The organism is Shewanella oncorhynchi, assembly GCF_012584455.1.
Lineage (GTDB): Bacteria > Pseudomonadota > Gammaproteobacteria > Enterobacterales > Shewanellaceae > Shewanella > Shewanella oncorhynchi.
The window spans coordinates 344473-370180 of record NZ_JABAEB010000006.1; the positions used below are offsets into that span (position 1 = coordinate 344473).

Here is a 25708-nt window from a genome sequence, read left to right on the forward strand (position 1 = left end):
TTGTTTGGTCATTTGTCATTCCTTGTTTACGCCAATACTGGATTTCAAGAGGATGTACCACTAAAATTTTCCTCGAAATACAGCGGTTTTAGTAATAAACTTCGCGCGACGATCTAGATCACATTAATTTATCTGCGATTGTTAAGCCGAAGCATCCAAATAATGAAAAAAGCGCTGCCATAGACGCTTAAGGAAACAGCAACATGGCCTTGAAAGATGCAATGCCTTCAGTACTACTTGAAAATGTAGTCAGTTTAATTCACGCTAAAGTCCCTAATTCACAAGCCAAGCAAGTTGAACAGTTCGCCACCTGCCTTTATGCCCACATGTCGAAAGACGATCTCAATGCGCGTAATGACAGTGATTTATACGGTGCGGTTCTCAGTTTATGGAACGCCCTGAACAAAACACCAAAAGGTAACACTCATCTGAGAGTGTTCAATCCTAGCCAAGCCAAACACGGCTGGCAATCTACTCACTCGATCATTGAAGTTATCCAACCTGACATGCCATTCTTGGTCGATTCAGTTGGTATGGCATTGAATCGTATGGGTATTACTGCTCACATGATGTTGCACACTCCACTGGCGATTGAGCGTTCAGAAAGTGGTGTGACGAATGTTACTTATCTTAATAAAAGCCCTGAAAGCACTGAGCATGTCGCCGTATTTTTGATTGAAATTGACCGTCAAAGCAGCACGGTCGATATCAAAGCATTAGAGCGCGAAATTCAGTCTGTGCTTGCCGATGTCGCTTCATCAGTCAACGACTGGGAAGTCATGTCTGCCAAGTTGGCTGAGATGATTAAGGAATTGCCAAAACGTCCGTTCCCGGGCGATAAGCAAGAGTTAGAAGAAGCGATTAACTTCCTGACTTACTTGAATAATCATCACTTTACGCTATTAGGTTACCGTCAATACGATTTGAAACGTGTCGAAGGTGACGTTGAGTTAGTGCCTAATATCGCCTCTAGTTTAGGTTTGATGAACAAGCACACTAAAGCACAACCTGAGCAAGGTTTGTTGTTATCTAGCTTCTCCGATAGTGCCCGCAAAGAAGCCTTAGATCACAGCTTACTGATCCTCACTAAGAGCAGTGCTAAGAGCCGTGTACATCGTCCAGCTTATGTCGATTATATCGGTATTAAGCGTTTCGATAAGAAAGGCAATGTGATTGGCGAAGATAGATTTATCGGTTTATATGCGTCAAACCTTTATAACCGTAGCCCACGTGAGATCCCACTGCTGAATGAAAAAGTGCAGCGTGTGTTAGATCGTTCAGGCTTGACCCCACGTTCACACGACTATAAAGCCCTGCTAAACATCCTTGAGAATTTACCTCGTGACGAGCTAATTCAAGCCAATGTTGATGATTTATCGCACATGGCCCATGGCGTGTTAGAAATGCAAGACAGAGACAAGCTGAAACTCTTTGTACGCAAAGATGGCTTTGGCCGTTTCTTATCCTGTTTAGTGTACGTTTCTAAGGATCGTTACAACACTAAACTCCGCCAAGATACTCAACGTATTCTGGCCCAGCACTTTAACAGCAAAGAAGATGTAGAGTTTACGACTTATTTCTCCGAGTCGACGCTAGCCCGCACTCACTACATAGTCAAAGTTGATAACAATAATATGGATGTAGATGTGGCTGCCATAGAGAACAACTTAATAGAAGCGGCACGTTCGTGGGAAGATAAGTTAAGCACTGCGCTTAACAGTGCACTCGGCGAAGAAGCTGGCACTCATCTGACTAAGCGTTATTTCAATGCGTTTGAGCAAAGCTATAAAGAAGACGTATTGCCAAGTTCTGCCGTCGTCGACATGCAACAGCTCGAAGCACTGGATGACGAACACAAGCTCGGCATGTTGTTCTATCAACCGCAGGAAGCGGCGCTGAACGACAATAAAGTGCGTTTAAAGCTATTCCATAAAGATGAGCCTATTCATCTTTCTGACGTGCTGCCAATGCTCGAAAACTTTGGTCTGCGCGTGATCAACGAGCGTCCATATGAAGTCACTACTTCAGACGGTTCTACCTTCTGGATCTTAGACTTCTTGATGACAGTTAAAGTCGTCAACACAGATAACATCGCTGATAGCCAAGACAGATTCCAAACTGCACTGTCACAAGTGTGGCAAAAGAAGTTAGAAGATGACGGCTTCAACCGCATTATTCTGGCGTCAGGTTTAACGGGCCGTGAAGTCTCGGTATTGCGCGCGTATGCGAAATACATGCGTCAAATCGATGCGACTTTCAGTCAGTCATATATTGAAGAAACCTTCGGTCGTTACCCACAAATCGCTGATTTGTTGGTGAAGATGTTCATCCGTAAATTTAACCCTAAACTGAAAACCCGTACTCTGGGTAAGTTTTTGGAGCAGATCAATTTACGTTTAGACGAAGTGTCTAGCTTAGATGATGACCGTATTATTCGTCGTTATTTAGACTTGATTAACGCCACTCTGCGTACCAACTTCTACCAACTGGATGCCAAAGGCGAATCTAAGAGTTATATCTCGTTTAAATTCATGCCTTCACTGATCCCTGAAATGCCACGTCCACTGCCGAAATTCGAAATATTCGTTTATTCGCCACGGGTTGAAGGTGTGCATTTACGTTACGGTAAAGTGGCTCGTGGTGGTCTGCGTTGGTCAGATCGTCGTGAAGACTTCCGTACCGAAGTATTGGGTTTGGTAAAAGCACAGCAAGTGAAAAACACTGTGATTGTGCCTGTGGGTGCTAAAGGTGGCTTTGTTTGTAAACAATTGCCAACGGAAGGCGGCCGTGAAGCTTTCTTCACCGAAGGTCAAGAATGTTACCGCATCTTTATCCGTGCCTTGCTCGATATTACCGATAACATTTTGAACGGTGAAATCGTCCATCCATTGGATGTGGTTCGTCACGATGAAGATGACCCATATTTAGTGGTAGCAGCCGATAAAGGCACAGCGACATTCTCTGATATCGCGAACTCGATTTCCCTCGAATACCGCTTCTGGCTCGGTGATGCATTCGCATCGGGTGGCAGCAACGGTTATGACCATAAGAAAATGGGTATTACGGCCAAAGGCGGCTGGGAATCGGTTAAGCGTCATTTCCGCGAAGTCGGTATTGATTGCCAAACTACAGACTTTACCTGTTTAGGTATAGGTGACATGGCGGGCGACGTATTCGGTAACGGTATGTTGTTGTCTAAGCACACTAAACTGGTTGCAGCCTTTAACCACATGCATATCTTTATCGATCCAAATCCGGATACGGCATTAAGTTATGATGAACGGGCGCGTTTATTCGCTCTGCCACGTTCAAGCTGGGAAGACTACAGCAGCAAGTTGATTTCTAAAGGTGGCGGTATTTTCCTCCGTTCATCTAAATCCATTCCATTATCGGCAGAGATGAAGCAAATGTTGGCCACAGAGAAAACCTCTATGACCCCAACTGAGCTGATGAAAGAACTGTTGAAAATGCCAGTGGATTTGATCTGGAACGGCGGTATCGGTACGTATGTGAAATCTTCACGTGAAACCCACGCTGAAGTCGGCGATCGTGCCAACGATGCTCTACGTGTCAACGGTGGCGAACTGCGCGCTAAGATAGTCGGCGAGGGCGGTAACTTAGGTTGTACTCAGTTAGGTCGTATTGAATATGCGTCTAATGGCGGTCGCATCAACACTGACTTCGTGGATAACGTTGGTGGTGTGGACTGTTCCGACAACGAAGTGAACATCAAGATTTTGCTGAACGCTATGGTGACTGAAGGTGAACTGACGCTTAAGCAGCGTAACCGTTTACTGGAAGAAATGACTGAAGAAGTCGGCCAAATCGTACTACAAGACTGTAAAGATCAAACTCGTACTATCTCCGTCACCCAAGTGCGTGGTGCTGAGCAGTTAAAAGAGCAGATCCGCTTTATCCAGTATCTGGAAAAAGAAGGCAAGTTAGACAGAGCGTTAGAGTTCTTACCGTCTGACGATGAGCTAGCTGAACGTTTAGCCAGTGGTCGTGCATTAACGCGCCCAGAGCTATCAGTATTGGTTGCTTATGCGAAAATGGTGCTGAAAGAGCAATTAGTGACGCCAGAAATCACTGAAGATACTCTGTTAAGCCAACTGCTTATCGCGTATTTCCCGAAAAAACTTCAGGAAAAATACAGCGACAAAATGGCAACCCATCCACTGCGTGGCGAAATCATTGCGACCTCACTCGCCAATGAACTCGTCAACGACATGGGCTTGAATTTTGTTCAACGTATGCAAGATGAGACTGGTGCCTCAGTTGCCGACGCGGCAATTTGTTACACTATGGCTCGCGAAGTATTTGGTTTAGCTGAATTAACTAAATCGATCACTGACTTAAACGGCATAGTTCCGGCTGTGGTTCAAGGTGAAATGCTGCATCAGTTACGCCGCAATATGCGTCGTGCTAGCCGCTGGTTCCTACGTCACCGTAACCGCTCTTGGAGCATCGAACAAACCGTTGCCTTCTTCAAACCGGTATTTGAACAAATTAAAGATAATGTTCATTTATATCTGGTCGAAGAAGAAGCTAAAGGTATCCAATCTGAGATCAATGCTTTGGTCAAAGAAAACGTACCACAAGCTGTTGCAACGATTGTGGCTAACATGAGCACCTTGTTCTCTGCCTTAGACATTGCCCAAATTGCGCAAACAGAAGATAAGACAGTGGCATTAGTGGCTGAAACTTACTTCAAACTCGGCGCCCGCGTTGAGCTGCACTGGTTCTTAGAACAGATCAGCGCTCAACCTGTAGCGAACCATTGGCAAGCACTGGCTCGTGCTGCCTTTAGGGAAGAGTTAGATTGGCAACAACGTGCATTGAGTTCAGTGGTCTTAAGAACCTGCAGTGCAACCTGTGATGCCGAAAGTGTGATTTCTCAGTGGATTGAGATAAATCAAGGCTTATTGGAAAGATGGTTCCATATGCTAGCTGACTTTAAAACGTCGCAAATCCATGAGTTTGCTAAGTTCTCTGTCGCCCTACGTGAACTTAACCTTCTGATCCTTCATTGCGAAGGCCAAAAGTAAACTTATTATAACAATCAGAAGCCCTGGCGATCGCCGGGGCTTTTTTTAGGTCGAGGAAAGTACATGTTTTATAAAATCGCACAGAAAGTCATGTTTCAGATGGATCCTGAGCGAGCTCACCATCTTGCTATAGGCAGTTTAAAAGTGACCGCCAATAGCCCGTTAACATGTCTATATGGACAAACGATTGCACCCGCTCCTGTCAGCTTTATGGGGTTGACCTTTCCTAACCCAGTGGGACTCGCTGCCGGTATGGACAAGGACGGCGAATCGATTGATGCCTTTCATGCGATGGGATTTGGTCATATTGAAGTGGGTACAGTTACCCCAAGACCACAGCCTGGTAACGATTTACCCCGTCTATTTAGATTAAAGCCTGCCAAAGGCATCATTAATCGCATGGGGTTTAATAATAAGGGTGTCGATAATCTGGTCAAAAATTTGATCGCTAAAAAGACCAATATCATGGTTGGCGTCAATATTGGCAAAAATAAAGACACGCCAGTAGAACAAGGTAAAGACGATTATTTGATCTGCATGGATAAAGTTTATCTCCATGCGGCTTATATTGCGGTGAATATTTCATCACCCAATACCCCAGGATTACGATCGCTACAATATGGCGATCTATTAGATGAATTATTGAGCGCAATTAAAACCAAGCAACTTGAGCTGGCCGAAAAGCATAAAAAATACGTGCCCATCGCGCTTAAAATTGCTCCAGATTTAACCATCGAAGAAATTGAAAATATCGCGCAAGCTTTGATTAAAAACAAATTTGATGGCGCAATTGCGACCAATACCACTTTAACACGTGATGGTGTTAGCGGTCTTGCCAACGCCAATGAAAGCGGCGGCTTAAGTGGCAAACCTTTAACTGAGCTGTCTACTAAAGTGATTAAGCAATTGGCAATTTGTTTGAAAGGGCAGATCCCGATCATAGGTGTGGGCGGTATTAATAGCGCTGAAGATGCCTTAGCCAAATTCGATGCGGGCGCCACTATGGTTCAGATTTATTCAGGTTTTATTTATCAAGGTCCGAAGTTAATTAAAGAAATAGTGAATGCATACCGCTTGAAATAATGATCTTAGGATTAATATAACGATCTAAAATAAGATCTTATCCTTTAACAGCGATCTAAAATGATCCCTAGATCGCTGTTAAGATCTTACAATAGATCGACTAAGTAACTGTTAAATAATTTGTATTTTATTATTTTTTATTTTGATATTGGATAAAATATCTACTATTATGTCCCAGTGTTCAAATATTGGGTCACCGTTATGTTATTAATGCCGCAAAAAGATTGGCAATGGAAATATAACGATTCGTATGGTGTATTAGGCGTATCGTTAGGTTCCGAGATAGAATTTCTGACGTCTTATAAAGCAAAATTACTCATTCCAGATGCCTTATCAAGCATGGAGTTTAATATTGCGCACGCCAAATTCTATATGAGCTTACTCGATAGATTACCTAAAACCCTGTCTTTGTCCGATGCTGCAATTGTTCAAATTGCGCTCAATGCCACCGCAGCCCATTTTATGCTGACACCGCAAATGCCTAAATCATGGTTTTTTGATACCAGTGATGTCTGTGTTTATAGCGATGTAGGTAAAGTCTTTGAACTTAAATGCCAAAAGCAAAGAGTGCTCGCCCTCGTGGTTGAAAATACCCTACAGTCCGCGCTAGTGATGTTATTGTCACCTGAATGTGTTTTGTCGGGTGCAAAAACTATGGTGCAGTTTGAAACCATCAAAGTGATGCATAATCGCTTACACCCACTACGTGCACAGCGCCACGTGGTTGCGGCATAGCGTGTTTGCAGATCAATAGTCATTATTGGTTTTTGATACTCACTACTAGGCTCTAATTCGCTTAAATCTCCATGGCATTTGTGTGCTATTCGTACTCTTTTCTGTTAAGAAAGCCTTTTTTCTAAGATTAGTCACGTGGATTTTCAACGCCTTTTTATTTAATGCTACCCAATGATAATTTGTGAGTCTGATTACTCTCAACTCGGCTCAGCTTTTTCTATCAAATAGAAGGAGAGTGACGAGGCCAAGAAGTACGCAGAGCAGTTTGGTGAGCACAATATTCCGCCATGGGTTGCCAGCATCATAAAGTGAACTGATTCCTTACTGATAATAAGCTCACTTGATCCACATAGATCGGTTTGCCATGGCATTTACTCGGCGACTCGCAGCGAGTCCTCCGTGGATGCTCGACCGCCCCGTCCATGGGGCGGACGGTCGTCTCGCCAATCACCATGGCGCACCTTTTAGCATTTGCGTAGTCTGGGGGTTCAAATGGCGAGAGCTTGCATTTGATGATGGTTTTAAATTTTCGTTTTTTCAATGGAAAATATCGAGCAAGAATATCGCTTTGTTGTTCATGGCAAAGTTAATGTATTAATAATACTATTTTTGGGGTATCCGTTAATTTACATACCGTGCCAACCAGTTTCTCGTATATAAAGTCTCTTTTTTTACATAATAAAGTGATTGAAAAATCATCAGAATGGATGCTAAGTTTCTGGCCTATTCAAATTATTTATTCGGAATGTTCGAAACCTAACTATTTCTTGCTAGGTTTTTACGAGGAGTCTGGGTAATAAACTGTTATCTGTTTGGTGGAAAGATGGAATATAACGAAGTCAAAAGTAGCGAAATTCCGATAGACTTATTGCTCGAAGCAGACCCTTCAGAAGTTAACATTGCAACGTATTTATCTGATTCTTGGTGTTTTACTGCATCAGATAAAGGCCAAATACTTGGTGTTTGTGCCGTTAAATCTCAGAATTCGACTCTTGCTGAAATCTACAATGTTTCTGTGTACCCAGAGCATCAAGGCCGTGGTATAGGCTCTGAATTATTGAAATTTACTCTAGCAAATTTACCGATGAAAGGTATAAAAAGAGTTGAGCTTGGTACAGGTACATTTGGCTATCAACTGACATATTATCAACGTTTCGGCTTTCGCGTAGAGTCAGTGGTAAAGGACTATTTTCTACTCAACTATCCTGAACCTATTTTTGAAAATAGCATCCAGCATAAAGACATGTTAAGGCTTTACGTACTGATTTAGTTACTTAGATTACACGCGCTTCAAGAGGGACTGTCAACGTGTGGCGTTTTCAGTTCAAATTGGATGTTGTGTTTGAATGAGGTTACCCGATCCGATGCACTGCATGGATTTGTCGATGTGATTAAGCACAATCACGTAAGTGATCGTTCATGATGGTCGAGCTTATAGGTATGTTTTTTTACTAGGAAATAGGACGGCGAGTGACAGGAATTAGTGTGCATAATCAAACTCCACCAATAAAAACGCCTGCAATTGCAGGCGTTTTGTTTATATTTATTCGTTTTGCTTTTACGCGCTAGAGCCTTAGAAAGTGGACTACTTTTTAATCCATTTGCCTTTGGCATCTTGCACATAGTTGCCTTTATCTGTGGCGGCTATGGCTTTTTCGCCTGCGAGTTTAGCAACATCGGCTGGGGATAGTTTGTTCTTCTTGGCGATGGTTTCGTAGTGGGCGCGACGTTTGTTATTTACGTCGTCCATCACGGCTTTGGCTTCGGGATTGGCTTGCACTAATCCTAAGTAGCCGTTGGCTTGTTCGCCTAAATAGCCCTGTGATTTAGCTTCTTGAAGTGACATAGCAAAGGCGCTTAGGCTTAAGAAGCTGAGGGTTAATAGCAATAATAACTTTGTTTTTAGTCGGATTGATTTCATGGTGATTCCTCAATTCTTATTTAATTAGAACAGCTTATCGTCTGACAGGAGTTGGTCTAATTCCTTATCTACTTTGATCCGTATCTCATGTTCAATTTTCACATTGAGATTGATAACGATAGGTTTATCTGGCGGTTCTATTTTGACTGTGGGCGTACAGCCCTGCAATGAGGCTAGGGCTACCAATGCGATAAGCGCGCTTCGGGTACCTATGCTAATTTGCTGTAATTGAATTATCTTCACTGAGGTTTCCTTGTTACTTCACTGATTTTTCGATTCTGTCCTGCAAGTCATTACCAATTTGCAGACTTCTAAATAATTGCAGCATGTTCTCTTCGTGGGAGTAATTCAAGTGGATAGGGCGTTCAATCCCTTCACCGCGGCCTTTCACTTCGACGAGTAGTTTAGCATCACCGGCTTGGTCCATATCAAAGCTGCTTGATAATTGGCTGTATTGTAAGTGTTCTAACGTCGAAAAGACAAAGTCTAGATACGGTTGGGATTGGCGCATCTGCTCAACGGCGGGGTTGCCCGAGATAGCGATGAGGCCGCCGGGTGCGCGCGCGGCTAATTGCCCGCCAGTGATCGACACTTTGCCGTTGATTAAATCGACGGGCAACACGCCATCGAATATGCCGTCGGCATAGATGCCAATTTGCGGTTGAATACGCAGGACCTCTTCTAGACTCATGGCCTGCAGTAACAGATAGGCATGGGATTTATCCTGCAATTTAAGATTAAATTCTGGCAGCAGAAACTGTCCGCTGAGCACTTTGCCTTTGGCGGTCATGGAAACATCGGTGTCACTTAAGCCTGTGAGTTGTTGTATCCAATTGTCGGGCAATTTCTCGGCATCTTTGCCAAGGACGATATCGGCTTCCACTTCAATATCAGTCAGTGGGAAGCCAGGATCAAATAAGTTAAAGGTCATCAGCGTCTGCGGGCAATTGAGCTTACTGAGGCTGCTAAAATAGCCTTTATCCTGCGGCTTGTTATGAGACTCTTTTTTATAAGATTGCCCCCAAGTGAACTCACATTGCGCTTGCAGTTTTCCCCCCTCAAAAATGATGTCTTTATAAAAGCCTTCAAGTTCTGTCATCGATTGAGTTATTTGCATGGCAAATTGGGTCTGATCGCGCCTTTGCGTTAGGTTAAACTGCGCCTGTAATTGGTTATTACCTGTGACATTAAGCTCAGATGGTAAGGGTTGGGTTTGATTGAGCAAGGCCAGCGCCTCGGTCATGCTAGTGTTGACTACCCATTGGCCCGTTAACACTAAGGGATTGTTCGCGGTGGCAAGGTTCAACTTGTGTTGGCTTTGCAGCTCAACTGTGCCCACTTGCCAATGCTCATCACCAAAGAGCGTGTTATTTTTCCAATCTAAGCTTTGTGCCAGCGTTAACTTGTCCAGCTTAAGTACGGTTTCTTTGCGGCTGCGGCCTTTGCTGCTGAGCTGTTTTTCGATATTTAGCTGACTGGCTTGCCATGCGAGTTGATTATGCCAAGTGGTAGCGAGCAGCGAGTCGAACAGCGCTTCGATATCGGGTTTAAGTTCGAATGACATGGCTTTTTGTAATGCAATCGAGAAACTGCCCGCATTCATATCGGTTTTCGTTATGATGCTAGTGCTCGCATTTTTATCCGCATTAGCCTCAGTGACTACATCATCTGTCACTAAAGTCTGTTTGGTCTGCGAAAAATACAGTTGCTCCAGTGCTAAGGTTAAAGGCGGTATGGCAAGGGTTAACCTGTTTGCGGTATCAGATGTGGGCACTGAGCTTTGCGCTGGACTGGCTTTTTGAATACCAGAACTCTGAGTATGAGTGCTTTGCTGCGAGCTTATGTTCAGCGGCGCAAGGGCATTTATCGCGATACTACCAAGGCTAAACTCTGCATGTTTAGCCGCATTTTTATCACCAGTGAGCTGTTTAAGCTCACCCACGGCGAACTGTAGCGTGTTGCCAGTATTTTGTTTTATTGATTGAGTCAGTTCAGTCGACTCGGTAGCGGCAGTGATAAATTGCCAATCGGTTGAACTTGGCGTCTGAACTAAGTTAAATGTGCCTGCTGTCGTTAACTGACTATTATTCCAGCTATAGTCCTGCGGCGGATTTGCCCACAATTCAGATAATTGCATTGAGCCTGTTTGCCTCGTACTAAGGCGCCAATCTGTTTTGAAGGACAGTGCTTCGATTGATTTTGTGATTTCAACATTGGCCAAATCGACTTGGGTATCTAGCTTACTGCCTAAGGTCTTAAGCTTCACTCGAGGAAGTTTAATCGCAAGGGGATTAGCTAAGTGCACATCTTGCGGAATTTGAGTCAGCGGGTAATGCAGGGCTTCAGGCAATGTCAGTGCGATCCCTACTGGTGCATCTGTACTTTTGAGCCCCGATAGCAGCTTAGCGATTTGACTCGCTAGCGGATCAGGCACTTGCTCAGCTATCGGTTGAGATACTGGTTCAGATACTGACTGAGATGAAGGTTTAGCCAGCGTCTCATCGAGCAGTTGCATCAATCGCTGTTGCTGGGCGGTATTGGGGCTCACAGCTAAGCTAAAGGGCTCTAGTTTTAGGTCAAGTTCTGCTAAATGCCCTGCAATCTTAAATGCGAGCTCAGGTTTTGGCGCAAGCTCGGGTTTAGGTGCAAGTTGCAGCGCTGCCAACTGATTAAAGGTCAGCTTTGGCTCGATTAACTGATGCTCACTGATAAGCTCGCCTGAGGTTATTGTAATACTGCTGTTGGATACCAATTGGCCTTGTAAATCAATTGCTAACGCTTGCCACTCTTTATCAAGCTCAGTTAACGGGCTCAGCACACTGTCTTGCGTTTGCCTTAGGCTGATTTGATGCAAGCTCGCAAGCAGCGGCGCGAGCTGGATTTGACTCATGAGTTGCCATTTGTTGGTTTCTAGTGTGGCTTTCAGTGTGGCGATGCTTTCGCCTGCATGGCTAAACTCGCTGTTGATTTCCCCCGCGCCGTTGAGGCTCAACTTGTCCATCACCAAACGATAGGAGGGTAAATCATTTTGGGTGTTGAGATGCTGGGCTTTGAGAATAAGACTGGTTTTTCCGATATCGATGAGTGGTAGTGATTTGATATCTAAGGCCAATGCGGGGCCTTGTTCATCGATGGCATTTCGATTGGGTAAAAACAGTGATTGCCCTAACTCGACTTCAATATCACCTGTGGATATTTGGGTGATTTTTTGAGTGAGGTAAGAGGCTTGGCTGAACTGTTTAAGTTCGGCAAAACTCTGTGGCCAGTCAATTTTTAGCTGAATATTCAAATCATTAAGTCTGATATGGCTATCATGTACCCTCAGATTGGCAGAGGTAATTCGCCAATGTTCTAACTGACTTTGCCCTAATTCAATGTCAATCAGTTCGCTGTCCATACCTGTGAGGGCAAAATTTGCCGCCCGTATGATGAGTTGTTCAGCCTGGGTATTCACAATCCAAACAGTTAACGCCACGCCCGCCAAGATGCCCGTTAAGCTGGTCGCCAATAAGGTTTTTTTTAGGGGGAATTTATGGCGATTTTGCGCAGCAATATGGGGATCCGTTCCAGAACCTAAAGCACCACTGCGAGGGCCAGCGGATATCTGCGTTGCCTCGTGCTGAAGTGCCTTGCTATCAGAGGCATTGCCACGGCTTGGCTTGTTGTGGATTGGCATTGGGTTTGATATTTATCCTTTATTGACTGAGCCTTGATCAAACTCGTGCCTTAGCAGTGCACAAATACACGAATGTGTATATTTCATCGGCATTTTTACTTCGGAGCGTTTGATTCGGAGCTGTTGCTCCGGAGGTATCGCATTGGAGCTTTTATATCGCGCACGAGCACCTGAGGCAGTTTAACACTCAAGGGCTTAGCTGACTAATGTGAAAGGATCATTGAATAGACAAGAGCCTGATGTCAATAGTTGAGGTTTTACAGGCTCTTGTACTTAATCTGTTATTCGGGCTAGCTAACTTTTAGTTCACTCACTCTTGGTGAGTGAATTGCGGCTAGCTAAATATCTGGGCGGCGATCACTACAATTCCGCAAAGTGTGGCGAGCATTAAGGCTAACTTTCCGCCCGCAACGCGGTAACCCGTCGGCATATTGGCAGCGTCTCGCATCTGGCGTTGTGTCCACACCATGGCCACAGGTAAAAAGATGGCGAGGATCACCAGCGCAATCGCCGCGTAACCCAGCGCTGTGATAAAACCTTGAGGGTAGAAGAGGGCAAAACCTAAGGGCGGTAAAAAGGTGATAGCCGCGGTTAAGCTTCGACCTGTTGCATTATCTTCTTGCCTTAAGCTTGAGGCCATAAAATCGAACAAACCTAAACTCACCCCTAAAAACGAGGTCGCAAGGGCGAGATCGGCAAATAGACTTATAGCGCTACTTAAGTATTCACTGTGCAGCACACTTGCCAGTTGATTGATAAAGCTTGATAAACTCTGGTTTTCGAGCAATTGACTTTGGTTCAATACGCCTTGACTGCCCAGTTGCCACAAAAGGTAAATCACTAATGGCAAAGCCGAGCCAAACAACATGATCCTGCGCAGGGCTTTGACTTCAACGCCCAAGTAGCGCACCACTGAGGGAATCGAACCGTGAAAACCAAAGGAGGTAAAAATCACCGGAATAGCCGTGATAATTAGGCCTTGGTTGAGCGGGAGTTCGAGCAAATGTGGGCTTTCAACCTGCGGCAGTAACAATGCCAACATAAGCAATAATGCCAATAGCTTAAGGGCAAATAAACCGCGATTGATGAGATCCACACAGTGGGTTCCCATGCCCACAATGGCGCCAACCAGCAGGGTGAATAGGATTGCACCCGCCTGCGCTGGCAAATTTAGTCCTAGCCAAGTGCTCAGTTTTTGGTTCACTTGCTCGCCGCCGCCAGCAATGTAGGCGGCGCAGAGGGCGTACAGTAAAAACATCAAGGCGCTATTGGCGATCAACTGGCCCTTACGACCCAATAAGTGTTGCGCTAAGTGATTAAGGCTGGCATCGCTGGGGGCGAATTGGTGGATCTCCACCATTAGCAGTGCCGTGTAGGCCATCAGCGCCCATAGGATGAGCATAATGGCGGATGACGTGCCAAAACCGAGTCCAGACGATGCTATAGGCAAAGCCAACATGCCCGCGCCGATTGTGGTGCCTGCGATAAGCAGTAAACTGCCGAAAATTTTATTCTGTGTCATAACATGATCTCAAAAGCGTGTCGCAAGAAAAAGAGATAAAGACTTGATCCTAAAGCAACTGTCTTAAAGGATTTTGATGCGATTCAAGCACAAAATGATTTAAGCAAATGAGACAGTGGCGCTCAGCGGATCCGAAAGGATGTGGCCACAATGGAAGGTCAGGCGAGGTGCCTATCTATGCCATTGCGGCTACAGATAGGGAGTATAAAATGCTGTGAAACACATAAAACTTGCCTTAGCGTGTGTTGAGTAAACAGGGATAACCGCGATTAAATTAGATTCGATTATCAAAGGTGGCGTTCTCTTTAATCTTTTTACTTAAAAGACATTCATTTTATGAGTCGCTGGAACAACCGCACCTTAAGTCTTTTTGCTGCCGGGACTTAACATCGGTAACGGAGGCTACCATAGGGATTTGAATTGTACTTGTCAACCATTACAACAGTATTTTGATTGTTTTTTGTCATGTGACTAAGCTGAAAGACATGCCTAACTCACACTGAGTTTATGGTCAACTGGGAGAAGTAAAAGGAGTTAGCCACGTTTATCGCGCGATAAAAAATGCCACTGACTTGATTTAAGTGAGTGGCATTTTTAGCGGTAAAACCGATAGCGAGACATTGGGAACAGTAAGCCGATTATGCTTTGCTCTGCAGTGCCTTTTCATGTCTTGCCAGCAAGTTTGCTGTGATGTCACTGAGGCTTAAGTGTTGATCTTCAAGCAATACCAGCAAGTGATAGATAAGATCTGAGGCTTCGTTAACTAGCTCTTCTTTATCGTGGGTCGCAGCGGCAAGGGCGGTTTCAAGACCTTCTTCCCCGACCTTTTGGGCGATACGTTTCGTGCCGCGCGCAAACAAAGACGCCGTGTAGCTGGAATCGGCACTTTGCCCTTTACGCGAGGTGATTAAGCTGGCGAGGTTGTTCAAAAATGGGTGCGCATTGTCATCTAACCAGCAACTTTCGGTGCCTTTGTGGCAGGTTGGGCCGTTGGGGATCACTTGCACTAACAGGCTGTCGTTGTCGCAGTCCTTATCGATAGCGACCAACCTTAGCGTATTCCCCGAGGTTTCCCCCTTGGTCCATAAGCGCTGTTTTGAGCGGCTGAAAAAGGTGACATCACCTGTGCTCAAGGTTTTTTCCAGCGCGGCCTTATCCATATAACCGAGCATTAATACCTTGCCCGATAAATGATTTTGGATAACGGCAGGAATGAGCCCATCCTGTTTGTTCCAATCCAGCTCATTAACTTGAACAGGGCTAAAATCCGACTTAGTGTTTGTTTGCGTTGACATAGTATTCACTCTTAATCTGTTTGTAGAACCTAGAACCGCTCTAGCGTCTAATCGCGATACCTTCGGCCGCTAAATAGGCTTTTAATTCACCTATGTTGATAATCGCCTTGTGGAATACGCTCGCTGCCAGCGCCGCATCGACCTTAGCTTCAATAAATACATCGCGAAAATGCGCCATAGTCCCAGCACCGCCCGAGGCAATTAAAGGCACGTCGCAGATGGCGCGAACAAGACTTAACTGCTTGATATCATAGCCGCCGCGCACGCCGTCTTGGTTCATCACATTGAGTACGATTTCACCACAACCACGTTTTTGCACTTCTTCAACCCAGTCTTGGGTAAACCATTGGGTATCTTTAGTCGCCGCCTCATCGCCAGTAAATTGCTTTACCTTATAGCTGTTGCTGGTGGCATCGAAAAAGGAGTCGATACCAATCACGATACACTGGCGGCCGAACTCGTCCTGCAGGCGTGAGATCAAACTCGGATCGGTTAACGCGGGCGAGTTAATCGAAATCTTATCCGCACCAAAGGCTAATAACTCACGGGCTTGGCTAATGGTTTTAATGCCACCTGCCACGCAGAAGGGAATATCAATCTGCTCCGCCACGCGGCTTACCCACGATTTATCGACCACACGTTCGTGGGCGCTGGCGGTAATGTCATAAAACACCAGCTCATCGGCGCCTTCTTCGGCATAACGCGCGGCTAAGGGGACGATATCGCCGACAATTTCGTGGTTACGGAACTGCACGCCTTTCACTACTTTACCGTCTTTTACATCTAAACAGGGGACTAGTCGTTTGGCCAGCATTGGATTGCCTCCGCCACGTTAAACTGATTGATAAGCAAGGCTTTACCGATAATGATGCCCGCAGCGCCGCTGTCTCGCACGGCGCTCACATCATCAAGGGTCGCAATACCGCCAGAGGCTTGCCAAGCTATATTGGGATAGCTAACTGCAATTTCTTGATAAAGCGCGGTATTCGCGCCCGTTAAGGTGCCATCACGGCTAATGTCAGTCACTAGCGCATGCTTTAAGCCGACAGCGCTAAAGGTTTCTACAAGGGATTCTAAACTCTTACCGCCACCACTTTGCCAACCGGATACGGCGACCATTTTCTCGCCGCTCTGGTTGATATTGACATCGAGTGCGAGGCAAATCGCTTCGCTGCCGTATTTGATAAACCATTGTTTAACTAACTCAGGTTCTTTCACCGCAAGTGAGCCAATTACCACGCGTTTTACACCGATAGCTAATAATTCAGTGACTTGCTCTTCTGTACGAATGCCGCCGCCCACTTGAATGTTAGCGTTTAGTCCCGCCACGAGTTCACTGATAAGGCGAGTTTGGCGTTTAGCGGGATCTTTCGCGCCTGTTAAATCAACGATATGCAACCAGTTAGCGCCTTGTGCCTCGTAGGATTGCAGCTGCGCCAAAGGACTTAAATCAAAGGTGGTCTGCTGGTCGTAATCGCCCTGATAGAGGCGGACGACATTGCCATCAATTAAATCAATCGCAGGAATAATCATATGCTTAAATCCTCGATTGATTTATTTGTAAGTTGTTTATTAATAACTGGTTTTTTAATGAGTAATTTATTCATTGGTCAGTCTTTCCTGCGCCAACTTGTCCATCAGCGCTTCATCTATCTGTAAAAAGTTACGCAGAATTTGCGCACCCACGGCGGCACTTTTTTCGGGGTGGAACTGCACGCCCATAAAGTTGCCTTTGCCGATGGCGGCGCTAAAGTCTTCACCATAGGAACATTGGGCTAAGGTAAATTCACTCAACGGCGCGCGGTAACTGTGGACGAAATACACATAACTGCCATCTTCAATGCCCGTAAACAGCGGGTGAACGTTAGGGATTTTGGCTCCTTGTGAGTTTGTCGTTAGCTTAAGTTGGTTCCAGCCCATGTGCGGCAAAGGTAGGCTTTCAGCTTTGAGTAACTGCGTATCCAGCTCGCAAATGTCGGTCGGGATTATGCCTAAGCACTCGCAATCTTGACCTTTGCCGCCGCGCTCCTTCGAAATTGCCGCCAACATTTGCATGCCAAGGCACACGCCCAGCACAGGTTGAGTCAGGCCTTGAATGAGTTCGACCAAGCCTTTTTCATGTAAGGACGCCATGGCGGCACCCGCGGTGCCCACACCCGGCAGTACCACACGTTTTGCCGCTTTGATTTTGGCTTTATCGTCTGTGACCAATACCTTAGCGCCTAAACGCTCGAAGGCGAAACGTACTGAGTTTAAATTGGCACAGCCCGTGTCTATGATGACGGTTTCAGCATCTGGTGATTCATTTGCTGTTAATTGCGGGCTAGTTGTTAATTGCTGACCAGCTGTTAATAGAGTGTCTTGTTGCATCCTAACCTCTTAAACGATTTATGCTGATGCCTTAAAGCACGCCTTTGCTCGATGGCAGAATATCGCCTTCGACTTTAACCGCTTGGCGTAGCGCGCGGCCGAGCACTTTAAACAGGGCTTCAACCTTGTGGTGATCGTTATCACCTTCGGCGGCGACATGTAGCGTACAGCGCAGGCCATCGGCAAAGGATCGGAAGAAGTGCGGCACCATTTCAGTGGCCATTTCGCCGACGTGCTCACGCTCAAAATTGGCCGAGAATTTGATAAAAGGACGACCAGAGATATCCAGCAGACATTCGCCCTTGGCTTCGTCCATCGGCAGGCTAAAGCCGAAACGGGCAATGCCGCGTTTGTCGCCGAGCGCTTGGCGCAGGGCATCACCTATAGCCAGTGCAGTGTCTTCGATGCTGTGGTGATCGTCGATTTCCAGATCGCCATCGACTTTCACATCCATTCTAAAATTACCGTGGGTGGCAATTTGATCGAGCATGTGGTCGAAAAAGCCAATGCCAGTGTCGATTTTGCCTTTAACGGGGCTGTCGAGATCAACAGCCACACGAATATCGGTTTCTTTGGTGGTACGCACGACCGTTGCGGTGCGGCTTTTATTCAGCAGCGCATCGGCGATGGCGTTCCAGCCTAAAGTGTCGCGTTGATATTTAAGGCTTTTAATGCCCATGGCATTGCCCAGCTCCACATCGGTTTCGCGATCGCCAATCACCGCCGATTGGGTGAAATCGATGCAGCCTTGGGTGAGATAGTCTTTTACTAGCCCAAGCTTAGGTTTACGGCAACTGCAATTTTCATCGTTAAAGTGCGGGCAAATCACCACATCTTCAAAGTTAACCCCTTGGCTTGTGAGAATTTGCATCATCATATTGTGGGGCACATCGAAATCTTCCTGCGGGAAAGACGGTGTGCCAAGGCCGTCTTGATTGCTGACCATGACTAAACGAAACCCTGCCTTTTGCAGACGTAGCAAAGCGGGGATCACCTGTGGCTCAAACACTAATTTAGCCAGACTATCGACCTGTTTGTCGGTGACGGGTTCTTCAATCAAGGTGCCATCGCGGTCGATAAACAGAATTTTTTGTGCAACGTTCGGGACAAATTGTGGGTTCATGGCTCTACCTTCAAATTCAATTCGTTTAGCTAATGCTTAAGCTGATTTAACTTTCAGCGTTGCATTCGCTTTTTATTAGTTTTTTATGATCAGAGATTTATTATCAGTGACTTATTATTCGTTTTCTGATGACTGCTCAGTGCGTTGCGATTCAAATAAATTCACTAACACATCGGTATCCGCCTTTGAACTAAAGCTAAAGCGGATAGCTTTGGCAAGCCTTGGGTCTTTGTAAGCGCGGGCGACAACACCGCTGCCTTGCAGTAATGCTGCGACCTTAGCTACATCATCAAATTCAGCCAGCACATAATTGCCGTTAGGCTTAAGCACGCGGGCGCGGGACTCTGAACTATTCGATTTTGAACAATAAGCGCTGATCGCTGCTGTGAGTCTGGCGCCTTGCTCATTTAATTGTGCAACTTGCACTTTCATCCGCGCAATGCCAGCGCTTGATAGCGCCTGTGTGGCGACTTCACTCACGGGCAGCGGCACAGGATAGGGCGCAATCACGCGCATAATGATTTCGACTACGGCCTCGTTTGCCAGCATAAAACCACAGCGTGCGCCGGCGAGTGCGAAGGCTTTTGACAGGGTGCGCAGTACCACCAGATTCGGATAGCTTTCCAGCAAATCCGCCACGCTGTATTCGGGGCAAAACTCAATATAAGCTTCATCAATGACCACAAGCGCGTCGGGCAGGGCTTTGATTGCTTGCTCGATAATGGCTTTGTCGATCACTGTGCCAGTCGGGTTATTGGGATTGCAGATAAACACCAGTTTTGCGCCGCGAACGTCCTTGGCATAGCTTGTCGGCAAGCCATATTCCGCGCTGAGATTTAACGCTTTAACGCCCACATTAAAGGTGTTCGCGCTGATGGCATACATGCCGTACGTCGGGCCAAAGTAGGCAATGCTGTCGACGCCTGGTATACAAAAGGCGCGAATTAACAGTTCAATCGCTTCATCGGCGCCGCGGCTGGCGACTATCTTGCTGGCGCTCACGCCGCTGTATTCACTGTAGGCATTGATAAGCTGCGGCGGTTGGCATTCTGGATAACGATTCAATTTTGATAAATCGAGCGCTGCCGTATCGACATTATTAAAAGGCGATTCGTTGGCATTGATCCAAATATCACCACGACCGCCCAGTCTGCGGGCACTCTGGTAGGGCGTTAAATCCAGTAACTCAGGGCGCGCTAAACGCTCGGCTAAATTTAGTGGCGCCGATTGCGTTAACGTTGATGCTGCTAACGTTGATGCTGTGGGGTCTGCTGTCTTTTCCATGCTGCTCACTTGGCTCATTTTCTTCACTCAGCTCTATTTTTATTCACTTAAGTGCTAATCACTTAAGATCTAGGCGGGTCATTTCTCTAGGCTAGCTAGACGAATGGCGACGGCATTTTTGTGCGCATCGAGCAATTCGTTACTGGCTAACGTCATGACCGCTTGCCCCAATCCTATTAAGCCTTTAGCGCTGAGTTCCTGCACGGTAAAGCGGCGGCTAAAGTCGGCTAATGACAGGCTCGACACGGCGCGGCTGTAACCGTAAGTCGGTAGCACGTGGTTGGTGCCACTGGCATAATCGCCAACAGATTCAGGTGTATAAGCGCCTAAAAATACCGAGCCCACGGCGCGAATTTTTTTCAGCACCTCACGGGGAAAGCGCGTTTGAATGATCAAGTGCTCAGGCCCATATTGATTAGAAACCTGCGCGGCTTGCAGCATATCGTCCACAACAAAAGTGCGACTGCTCAGTAGCGCCGTTGCCGCGATATCACAACGCGGCAGTGCAGCGAGCTGTCTTGTCAGTGCGTCATTCACGCCATCGGCGATAGCTTGCGAATCCGTTACTAAAATCACTTGTGAATCAGGGCCGTGCTCAGCTTGTGAAAGCAAATCGGCGGCGATAAATTCGCAATTGGCGTCGCTATCGGCAATCACCAACACCTCAGAAGGACCAGCCGGCATATCGATACACACAGTGCAGCGGCCATCCTGTGACACTAAGCGTTTAGCTTCAGTCACGTAGCGATTACCTGGGCCAAAAATCTTATCGACCGTGGGAATCGTTTCTGTGCCAAAGGCCAGTGCCGCAATGGCCTGCGCGCCACCCACTTGATAAATTTCAGTGATCCCGCAGGCATTGGCGGCATAGATAATGGCATCGTTGATCGGCGGTGGGCTGACCAATACTCTTTGTTCGCAGCCGGCGATCTTGGCGGGCAGGGCGAGCATCATCACGGTAGAAATTAATGGCGCGCTGCCACCGGGGATATATAAACCCACTTTTTCAATCGGTTCGCTACGTAGCTCGCAGCGTACTCCCGCCTCGGTTTCCATATCAATCGGACGAAATTGCTGGGCGCTGTGAAACACATCTATATTCGCCATGGCTTTGGCGATCGCCGCTTTCAGCTCTGGTGATACCCGTGCGCTTGCCGCAGCAATCTCGGCTTCACCCATGCGCAGCTCGCCACTTCCTTGTCCATTTAAATTTTTGGTCGCGCTATTGAAGCCATCAAACTTTTGATTAAATTCGGCAATGGCGGCATCACCCCGCGTTGCCACTGCATCGATAATGGCGCGAACGCTTTGCTCTAAGCCGCTGTCACCAATTAAAGGCGAGCGTTTCAGCGCCGTTTTTTGCTCGGCGGTTGATAAGGTTGACCAAGTTAGGATTTCCATACATTACCCCATCATTTTTTCGATTGGCATTACCAGAATCGAGCTGGCACCGAGTGCGGTCAACTGTTCCATAGTATCCCAAAACAAATCTTCGGTACTGACGGCGTGGATAGCTACGCGGTTAGTATCATCGTTTAATGGCAATACGGTTGGGTTTTCAGCGCCGGGCAGCAGGGCGACGATTTGATCTAAGGTTTCGGTTGGCGCGTGCAGCAGTATGTATTTGCTCTCACGGGCGCGGATAACGCCATTGACGCGGGACAGAATCTTGTCGATGAGTGCTTGTTTAGTCGGTGTTTGGGTTTGGGTCGATTGAATGATGCAGGCCATAGAGCGGTAAATCACTTCGGTTTCGTATAAGCCGTTGGCTTCTAAGGTAGCGCCCGTCGACACGAGATCACAAATACCATCGGCAAGGCCGGCACGTGGGGCGACTTCAACCGAGCCTTTTAACATACAGTCGCGATAAGTTATGCCTTTTTGTTGCATAAAACGGCGCAGAAGGTTCGGGTAAGACGTGGCGATGCGTAATCCTTCTAAAGAGGAGGCATCGGCGTAACTGAATTCTGTTGGTACGGCTAACGAGAGGCGACATGATCCGAAATCTAACTGACGTAGTTTGAGGCAATCTGCGGGTTTGTTCAGAGTTTGACGCTCGATTTGTTCCTCTTCGAGCACGTTTTCACCTATGATCCCCATATCAACCACGCCGTCCATCACCAATCCTGGGATATCGTCATCACGAACGCGCAGTAAATCGATAGGCATATTGTCGGCATGAGCGATAAGGCGTTGTTCATTAATGGAAAATTTAACACCACAGCTTTTTAGCAGTTGCTGAGAGTCAGTAGAAAGACGGCCAGATTTTTGGATGGCGATGCGTAAACGGTTCGATTCAGTCATAGTGTTATCTCGCTCAAAAGTATCAAAATTAAAAGATTCAAAAAGTGTTGTTTAATCGGTTTAATACGCCTTGCCATTCAATGGGCCCTAGCTAAGAAATCTAGCTAACGTATTGATAATTTATTAAATATCTAAGAATTTTTTATTTAAATTAAAACCAAAATTAACGCCTAAATGCAAAAACCCCCGGAATTCCTTCCAGGGGTTTATGATCATCTTGAATCAGTCCGCCAGAAGGATATAGTCCTCCGGCAGTGAGCGTCCGAAGGCTACCGCATATGGTGGTGATGGTGGTGGATAGCGTTCAGTAATGGGCTCATGTTACTCTCTCGGTATTTAACGTTATTGGCTTAACTGCTCGAAATACAGTGAAGCGTTGAATTCGTTGTTACGGACGTCTATCCGTATAAGTGGATTTAAACTAACCGCTTTTATGAGCCTTTGCAACAGCCAATTTGAATTAAATGAGAATATTTATGCGTTTTTGTGAAAGACAGAAGGTTATCGTTAAATAAAGTTATTGAGCATTTTTGTTGGGTGGATGTTGAAAGTAGATGGAAATGTGTTGGAAGTCGTGCAGGGGAACTGTAACTTGAGTTGTGAGCATTTGCTGATATTCATTAATACAGGCTTGCCATGGTGTTACTCATAGCCAGTCCGTATATGGACACCTCGAATAGATCAACCACTTTTTGAGTAACAGAAAGTAATACTGCGTACGTATATCCGACCTGTTTGTGAGAATCTTTGTTCTCTGGCCTTAATGAGAACCGCGCCTTTGCTGCTTATCGTCCTTTCGGAGTCATATGCTCCTTGTACTCTCTCAGCATCTGCAAAGGCCGGTATTACCTGTTACTTCATTATCTGTAGTCGTGTTTTTGGGGTGAGTTTAATACTCGATTTTTACATATTAACAAGGCCGATATTCGCTGCGATGAAACAGCATAGCCCAGATGATCCGCGCCAATTTGTTTGCAATTGCTACTGCCGCTTTCTGTTTACCTCGCCGCTCAATCACCTTTAAGGCCCATACGGAGATCCTGTCATTACTCTTACTTGCATAGCGAATAATCGACCAAGCTCCCTGGATCAGTTGCCGCCGCAGATAGCTGTTACCTCGTTTGGTTATGCCGCCCAATTTTTGTTTTCCCCCACTGGAAAACTCTTTAGGAACCAGTCCTAAATTTGCAGAAAAATGCCGAGCACCATGATAGCCAGATCCATCTCCGGCAAATGACACCGCGGCAGTGGCAATGATTTCTGCAACGCCTCTTATACCCATCAGTCGCTTGGCATCTGGGTGCGTTCTTGCCTGCAGTTTGATGTCTTTTTCCAGTGAACCTATTGCAACGTTGATCGCACGCAACTCTTCCATCAGCTCACGCATGTATTGGCGTGCAATCGTAGTGAGTTGATTACTGGCATCCTCAAGTAATTCCGGCAGCAAAAGATTCAATGGATTACGTCCTTTAGGGAGGGCTATTCCATATTCACTTAGTAAGCCTCTGATTTGATTGGTTAGTGCAGTGCGTATTCTGATCCGGCGCTCGCGAATTCTGTGGGTAATGATGATATCAACCTGCGCTAAGGTTCTCGGCTGGACGAAAATCAGGTTTGGTCTCTGCGCTGCCTCACAGATAGCGAAGGCATCATTGCGATCGTTCTTATTGCCTTTGACAAATGGCTTAACATGCTGAGGCGGGATCAGTTTGACGTCATGCCCGAGAGAAAGTAACTCTCTGCCCCAATAGTTAGAGCCACCGCAGGCTTCCATCGCAATAGTGGCATCAGGGTAAGTACGCAGAAAAGTCAGGAGCTGAGCACGTTTAATCGAACGGTTAAAAACACTCTTGCCTGCTTGATTAACTCCACATACTTGGAAGATATTTTTTGCGAGATCAATTTCTATTAGTGTAACTTTCATTTTGGACACCTTTTGTTGTTATTGAACGTGCAAATTCAATATGGCGTAAATGACGCCTACTTCACAAGAGGTGTCCATCCCATCATCCTTGGATGCTCGACCGCCCCGTCCATGGGGCGGACGGTCATCTCGCTAATCACCATGGCTCACCTTTTTAGCATTAGCATAAACTGTAGGTTTTAAGGAGACATGCAGCACGCTTTGGGACAAAACCTTGTTAGACTTTTTACTCCAATTCATTGGTTTCGGATTAATATTTGTAAGGCAATTATTGAACGTTAGTATTAAACCCGATGAAAAAGCCATCCTAAAGCGAATGCTCTTCTAAAACTCGCAGCAGACTGAGCAGCTCAAAGCAGTAGAAGTGATCACCCATAAACAGCAGAAGCGATCAATTGTGTCAGTGCCATCAGTTGGTGGCGCTGCCCCAAACTGCGGCCCCTGCTGGCAAAGGCTGCACACTTCTACTGGTCAAATTGCTTAGTTTCAGGTAAGAAAAAGCCCCAATAAAATGGGGCATTTTGTCTATCATTGCACTAATATAATCTTCATATTGACTACACTAGTAACTTGTTAAGCTTATCGATTACAACTAAATGCTCGTCTTGAACACCTTCTTCCTTTATTGCTTTTAAATTATCATCAATGGATAGCACGAGCATCAGATCTTTTGCTTTTTCCTTAGCTACATATTTTTCAAAGTCTACTTGAGCTATCGCGACCAATAATTCACCATCATACTTCCATCCACATAGGGGATTGAGAATTAACATGTCTATTGCTAAAGGAACTATCTCCTTTAGGTAGAGTTCTTGCCTAATGGCAATCGCAACATCTTTTTCTGATAAATTGTATAAATATGTATCTCTAACAGAAATATACCAATCATCTAGTGAAGATGTATCTTCGCAATGTTCTATGTTAATCCCGTACTGTTTTTCAAGTTCAAGAAAGTTTATATCTTTCATATCAAATCCCGTGACCTTTAAAAGCACCTTCCATTTTGTCTATAGCATCGACTGCTTTTAGGCGAGCTTCATTAGCTTGAGGATTATCGACTTTTTCTAAAGTTTTAATCGATTTTCGCAAGCCTCTCAAATTATCATTCATTTCTTTAATATGATTCCAATACTTATCGCCTAGCTTAGATTTTAACGATTGCATCATTTCTGTTCCAACACCGATAAAATCTTTATCCTTTAGCCCATTAGCTGTAATGTTGTTGATTGTTCTAATTGCCTTTAGCTGCGATTGACCTAGTTCAAAAACTGCTTTCCCTCCCTTGCTGGGTAGGAACGCCATTGCATACTTCTCCGCTCCAGCTTGCTCTTCATATGCTTGCATATTGTAGTGGTCAAGTAAAATTGGCCACGGTTTTAGAGTCATTCCAATATAAACGTTCTGACTCATTTGGCGTTAACCC

Annotated in this window: 19 protein-coding genes; 4 read left to right on the forward strand and 15 right to left on the reverse strand. The window is 45.8% G+C overall.

From position 1 onward, the window contains the following. Positions 1–203: 203 nt before the first annotated feature. The 4 genes from HGO26_RS12275 (at position 204) to HGO26_RS12290 (ending at position 8136) form a co-directional block, all read left to right on the forward strand. Positions 204–5048: an NAD-glutamate dehydrogenase gene (locus HGO26_RS12275; protein WP_028759769.1), complete on the forward strand. Its 4845-nt coding sequence runs from the start codon at positions 204–206 to the stop codon at positions 5046–5048. Positions 5049–5111: 63 nt separating this feature from the next. After that, positions 5112–6131, forward strand: a complete 1020-nt coding sequence (pyrD, locus tag HGO26_RS12280; protein WP_028759770.1) for a quinone-dependent dihydroorotate dehydrogenase — start codon at positions 5112–5114, stop codon at positions 6129–6131. Between the two features lie 201 nt (positions 6132–6332). After that, complete coding sequence (locus tag HGO26_RS12285) at positions 6333–6866, forward strand: cell division protein ZapC (RefSeq protein ID WP_006081901.1); 534 nt, start codon at positions 6333–6335, stop codon at positions 6864–6866. A gap of 823 nt (positions 6867–7689) precedes the next feature. Next, positions 7690–8136: a GNAT family N-acetyltransferase gene (locus HGO26_RS12290; RefSeq protein WP_006086284.1), complete on the forward strand. Its 447-nt coding sequence runs from the start codon at positions 7690–7692 to the stop codon at positions 8134–8136. A gap of 315 nt (positions 8137–8451) precedes the next feature. Here the strand turns inward: HGO26_RS12290 and HGO26_RS12295 are convergent, their stop codons facing one another. The 15 genes from HGO26_RS12295 to HGO26_RS12365 all read right to left on the reverse strand — a co-directional run bounded on the left by HGO26_RS12295 (position 8452) and on the right by HGO26_RS12365 (position 25695). Next, on the reverse strand, positions 8452–8787 hold the full coding sequence (locus HGO26_RS12295; RefSeq protein ID WP_106650697.1) for a YdbL family probable chaperone protein: 336 nt from the start codon (positions 8785–8787) through the stop codon (positions 8452–8454). A 24-nt stretch (positions 8788–8811) separates the two neighbouring features. Then, entirely contained in the window at positions 8812–9030 is a 219-nt protein-coding gene (locus HGO26_RS12300) for a YnbE family lipoprotein (protein ID WP_028759774.1), read from the reverse strand. A gap of 13 nt (positions 9031–9043) precedes the next feature. Further along, a complete protein-coding gene (locus tag HGO26_RS12305) occupies positions 9044–12463 on the reverse strand; it encodes an intermembrane phospholipid transport YdbH family protein (RefSeq protein WP_168825449.1) in 3420 nt (1139 codons plus the stop codon). A 334-nt stretch (positions 12464–12797) separates the two neighbouring features. Then, positions 12798–13985 carry an aromatic amino acid transport family protein gene (locus HGO26_RS12310; RefSeq protein WP_168825452.1) on the reverse strand — a complete coding sequence of 396 codons (1188 nt, stop codon included), beginning with the start codon at positions 13983–13985 and terminating at the stop codon, positions 12798–12800. Positions 13986–14623: 638 nt separating this feature from the next. Further along, a complete protein-coding gene (gene hisIE / locus HGO26_RS12315; protein WP_168825454.1) occupies positions 14624–15280 on the reverse strand; it encodes a bifunctional phosphoribosyl-AMP cyclohydrolase/phosphoribosyl-ATP diphosphatase HisIE in 657 nt (218 codons plus the stop codon). Positions 15281–15320: 40 nt separating this feature from the next. Continuing rightward, a complete protein-coding gene (gene hisF, locus HGO26_RS12320) occupies positions 15321–16094 on the reverse strand; it encodes an imidazole glycerol phosphate synthase subunit HisF (RefSeq protein ID WP_006081894.1) in 774 nt (257 codons plus the stop codon). After that, positions 16076–16813, reverse strand: a complete 738-nt coding sequence (gene hisA, locus HGO26_RS12325; protein ID WP_168825456.1) for a 1-(5-phosphoribosyl)-5-[(5-phosphoribosylamino)methylideneamino]imidazole-4-carboxamide isomerase — start codon at positions 16811–16813, stop codon at positions 16076–16078. Before hisA ends, hisF begins: the two co-directional genes overlap by 19 nt. Positions 16814–16879: 66 nt before the next feature. Further along, positions 16880–17650: an imidazole glycerol phosphate synthase subunit HisH gene (hisH, locus tag HGO26_RS12330; RefSeq protein WP_168825458.1), complete on the reverse strand. Its 771-nt coding sequence runs from the start codon at positions 17648–17650 to the stop codon at positions 16880–16882. 31 nt (positions 17651–17681) lie between these two features. Continuing rightward, positions 17682–18773 carry a bifunctional histidinol-phosphatase/imidazoleglycerol-phosphate dehydratase HisB gene (gene hisB / locus HGO26_RS12335; RefSeq protein ID WP_168825460.1) on the reverse strand — a complete coding sequence of 364 codons (1092 nt, stop codon included), beginning with the start codon at positions 18771–18773 and terminating at the stop codon, positions 17682–17684. A 114-nt stretch (positions 18774–18887) separates the two neighbouring features. Beyond that, positions 18888–20075: a histidinol-phosphate transaminase gene (gene hisC / locus HGO26_RS12340; RefSeq protein ID WP_168825477.1), complete on the reverse strand. Its 1188-nt coding sequence runs from the start codon at positions 20073–20075 to the stop codon at positions 18888–18890. 60 nt (positions 20076–20135) lie between these two features. Beyond that, the gene (gene hisD, locus HGO26_RS12345; RefSeq protein ID WP_168825462.1) at positions 20136–21458 is read right to left on the reverse strand and encodes a histidinol dehydrogenase; all 1323 of its coding nucleotides are present in this window, start codon (positions 21456–21458) and stop codon (positions 20136–20138) included. Between the two features lie 3 nt (positions 21459–21461). Continuing rightward, positions 21462–22361, reverse strand: a complete 900-nt coding sequence (gene hisG / locus HGO26_RS12350; protein ID WP_006086295.1) for an ATP phosphoribosyltransferase — start codon at positions 22359–22361, stop codon at positions 21462–21464. A gap of 910 nt (positions 22362–23271) precedes the next feature. Next, entirely contained in the window at positions 23272–24285 is a 1014-nt protein-coding gene (locus HGO26_RS12355) for an IS110-like element ISShes7 family transposase (protein WP_168825464.1), read from the reverse strand. Between the two features lie 557 nt (positions 24286–24842). Beyond that, on the reverse strand, positions 24843–25253 hold the full coding sequence (locus HGO26_RS12360) for a contact-dependent growth inhibition system immunity protein (RefSeq protein ID WP_131523257.1): 411 nt from the start codon (positions 25251–25253) through the stop codon (positions 24843–24845). A 1-nt stretch (position 25254) separates the two neighbouring features. Next, positions 25255–25695, reverse strand: a complete 441-nt coding sequence (locus tag HGO26_RS12365) for a polymorphic toxin type 28 domain-containing protein (RefSeq protein ID WP_168825466.1) — start codon at positions 25693–25695, stop codon at positions 25255–25257. Positions 25696–25708 lie beyond the last annotated feature (13 nt).

Coding starts and splice junctions, on each gene's coding strand:
- HGO26_RS12275 (WP_028759769.1), top strand. CDS start 204: ATGGCCTTGAAAGATGCAATGCCTTCAGTACTACTTGAAAATGTAGTC.
- pyrD (WP_028759770.1), top strand. CDS start 5,112: ATGTTTTATAAAATCGCACAGAAAGTCATGTTTCAGATGGATCCTGAG.
- HGO26_RS12285 (WP_006081901.1), top strand. CDS start 6,333: ATGTTATTAATGCCGCAAAAAGATTGGCAATGGAAATATAACGATTCG.
- HGO26_RS12290 (WP_006086284.1), top strand. CDS start 7,690: ATGGAATATAACGAAGTCAAAAGTAGCGAAATTCCGATAGACTTATTG.
- HGO26_RS12295 (WP_106650697.1), bottom strand. CDS start 8,787: ATGAAATCAATCCGACTAAAAACAAAGTTATTATTGCTATTAACCCTC.
- HGO26_RS12305 (WP_168825449.1), bottom strand. CDS start 12,463: ATGCCAATCCACAACAAGCCAAGCCGTGGCAATGCCTCTGATAGCAAG.
- HGO26_RS12310 (WP_168825452.1), bottom strand. CDS start 13,985: ATGACACAGAATAAAATTTTCGGCAGTTTACTGCTTATCGCAGGCACC.
- hisIE (WP_168825454.1), bottom strand. CDS start 15,280: ATGTCAACGCAAACAAACACTAAGTCGGATTTTAGCCCTGTTCAAGTT.
- hisF (WP_006081894.1), bottom strand. CDS start 16,094: ATGCTGGCCAAACGACTAGTCCCCTGTTTAGATGTAAAAGACGGTAAA.
- hisA (WP_168825456.1), bottom strand. CDS start 16,813: ATGATTATTCCTGCGATTGATTTAATTGATGGCAATGTCGTCCGCCTC.
- hisH (WP_168825458.1), bottom strand. CDS start 17,650: ATGCAACAAGACACTCTATTAACAGCTGGTCAGCAATTAACAACTAGC.
- hisB (WP_168825460.1), bottom strand. CDS start 18,773: ATGAACCCACAATTTGTCCCGAACGTTGCACAAAAAATTCTGTTTATC.
- hisC (WP_168825477.1), bottom strand. CDS start 20,075: ATGAGCCAAGTGAGCAGCATGGAAAAGACAGCAGACCCCACAGCATCA.
- hisD (WP_168825462.1), bottom strand. CDS start 21,458: ATGGAAATCCTAACTTGGTCAACCTTATCAACCGCCGAGCAAAAAACG.
- hisG (WP_006086295.1), bottom strand. CDS start 22,361: ATGACTGAATCGAACCGTTTACGCATCGCCATCCAAAAATCTGGCCGT.
- HGO26_RS12355 (WP_168825464.1), bottom strand. CDS start 24,285: ATGAAAGTTACACTAATAGAAATTGATCTCGCAAAAAATATCTTCCAA.
- HGO26_RS12360 (WP_131523257.1), bottom strand. CDS start 25,253: ATGAAAGATATAAACTTTCTTGAACTTGAAAAACAGTACGGGATTAAC.
- HGO26_RS12365 (WP_168825466.1), bottom strand. CDS start 25,695: ATGAGTCAGAACGTTTATATTGGAATGACTCTAAAACCGTGGCCAATT.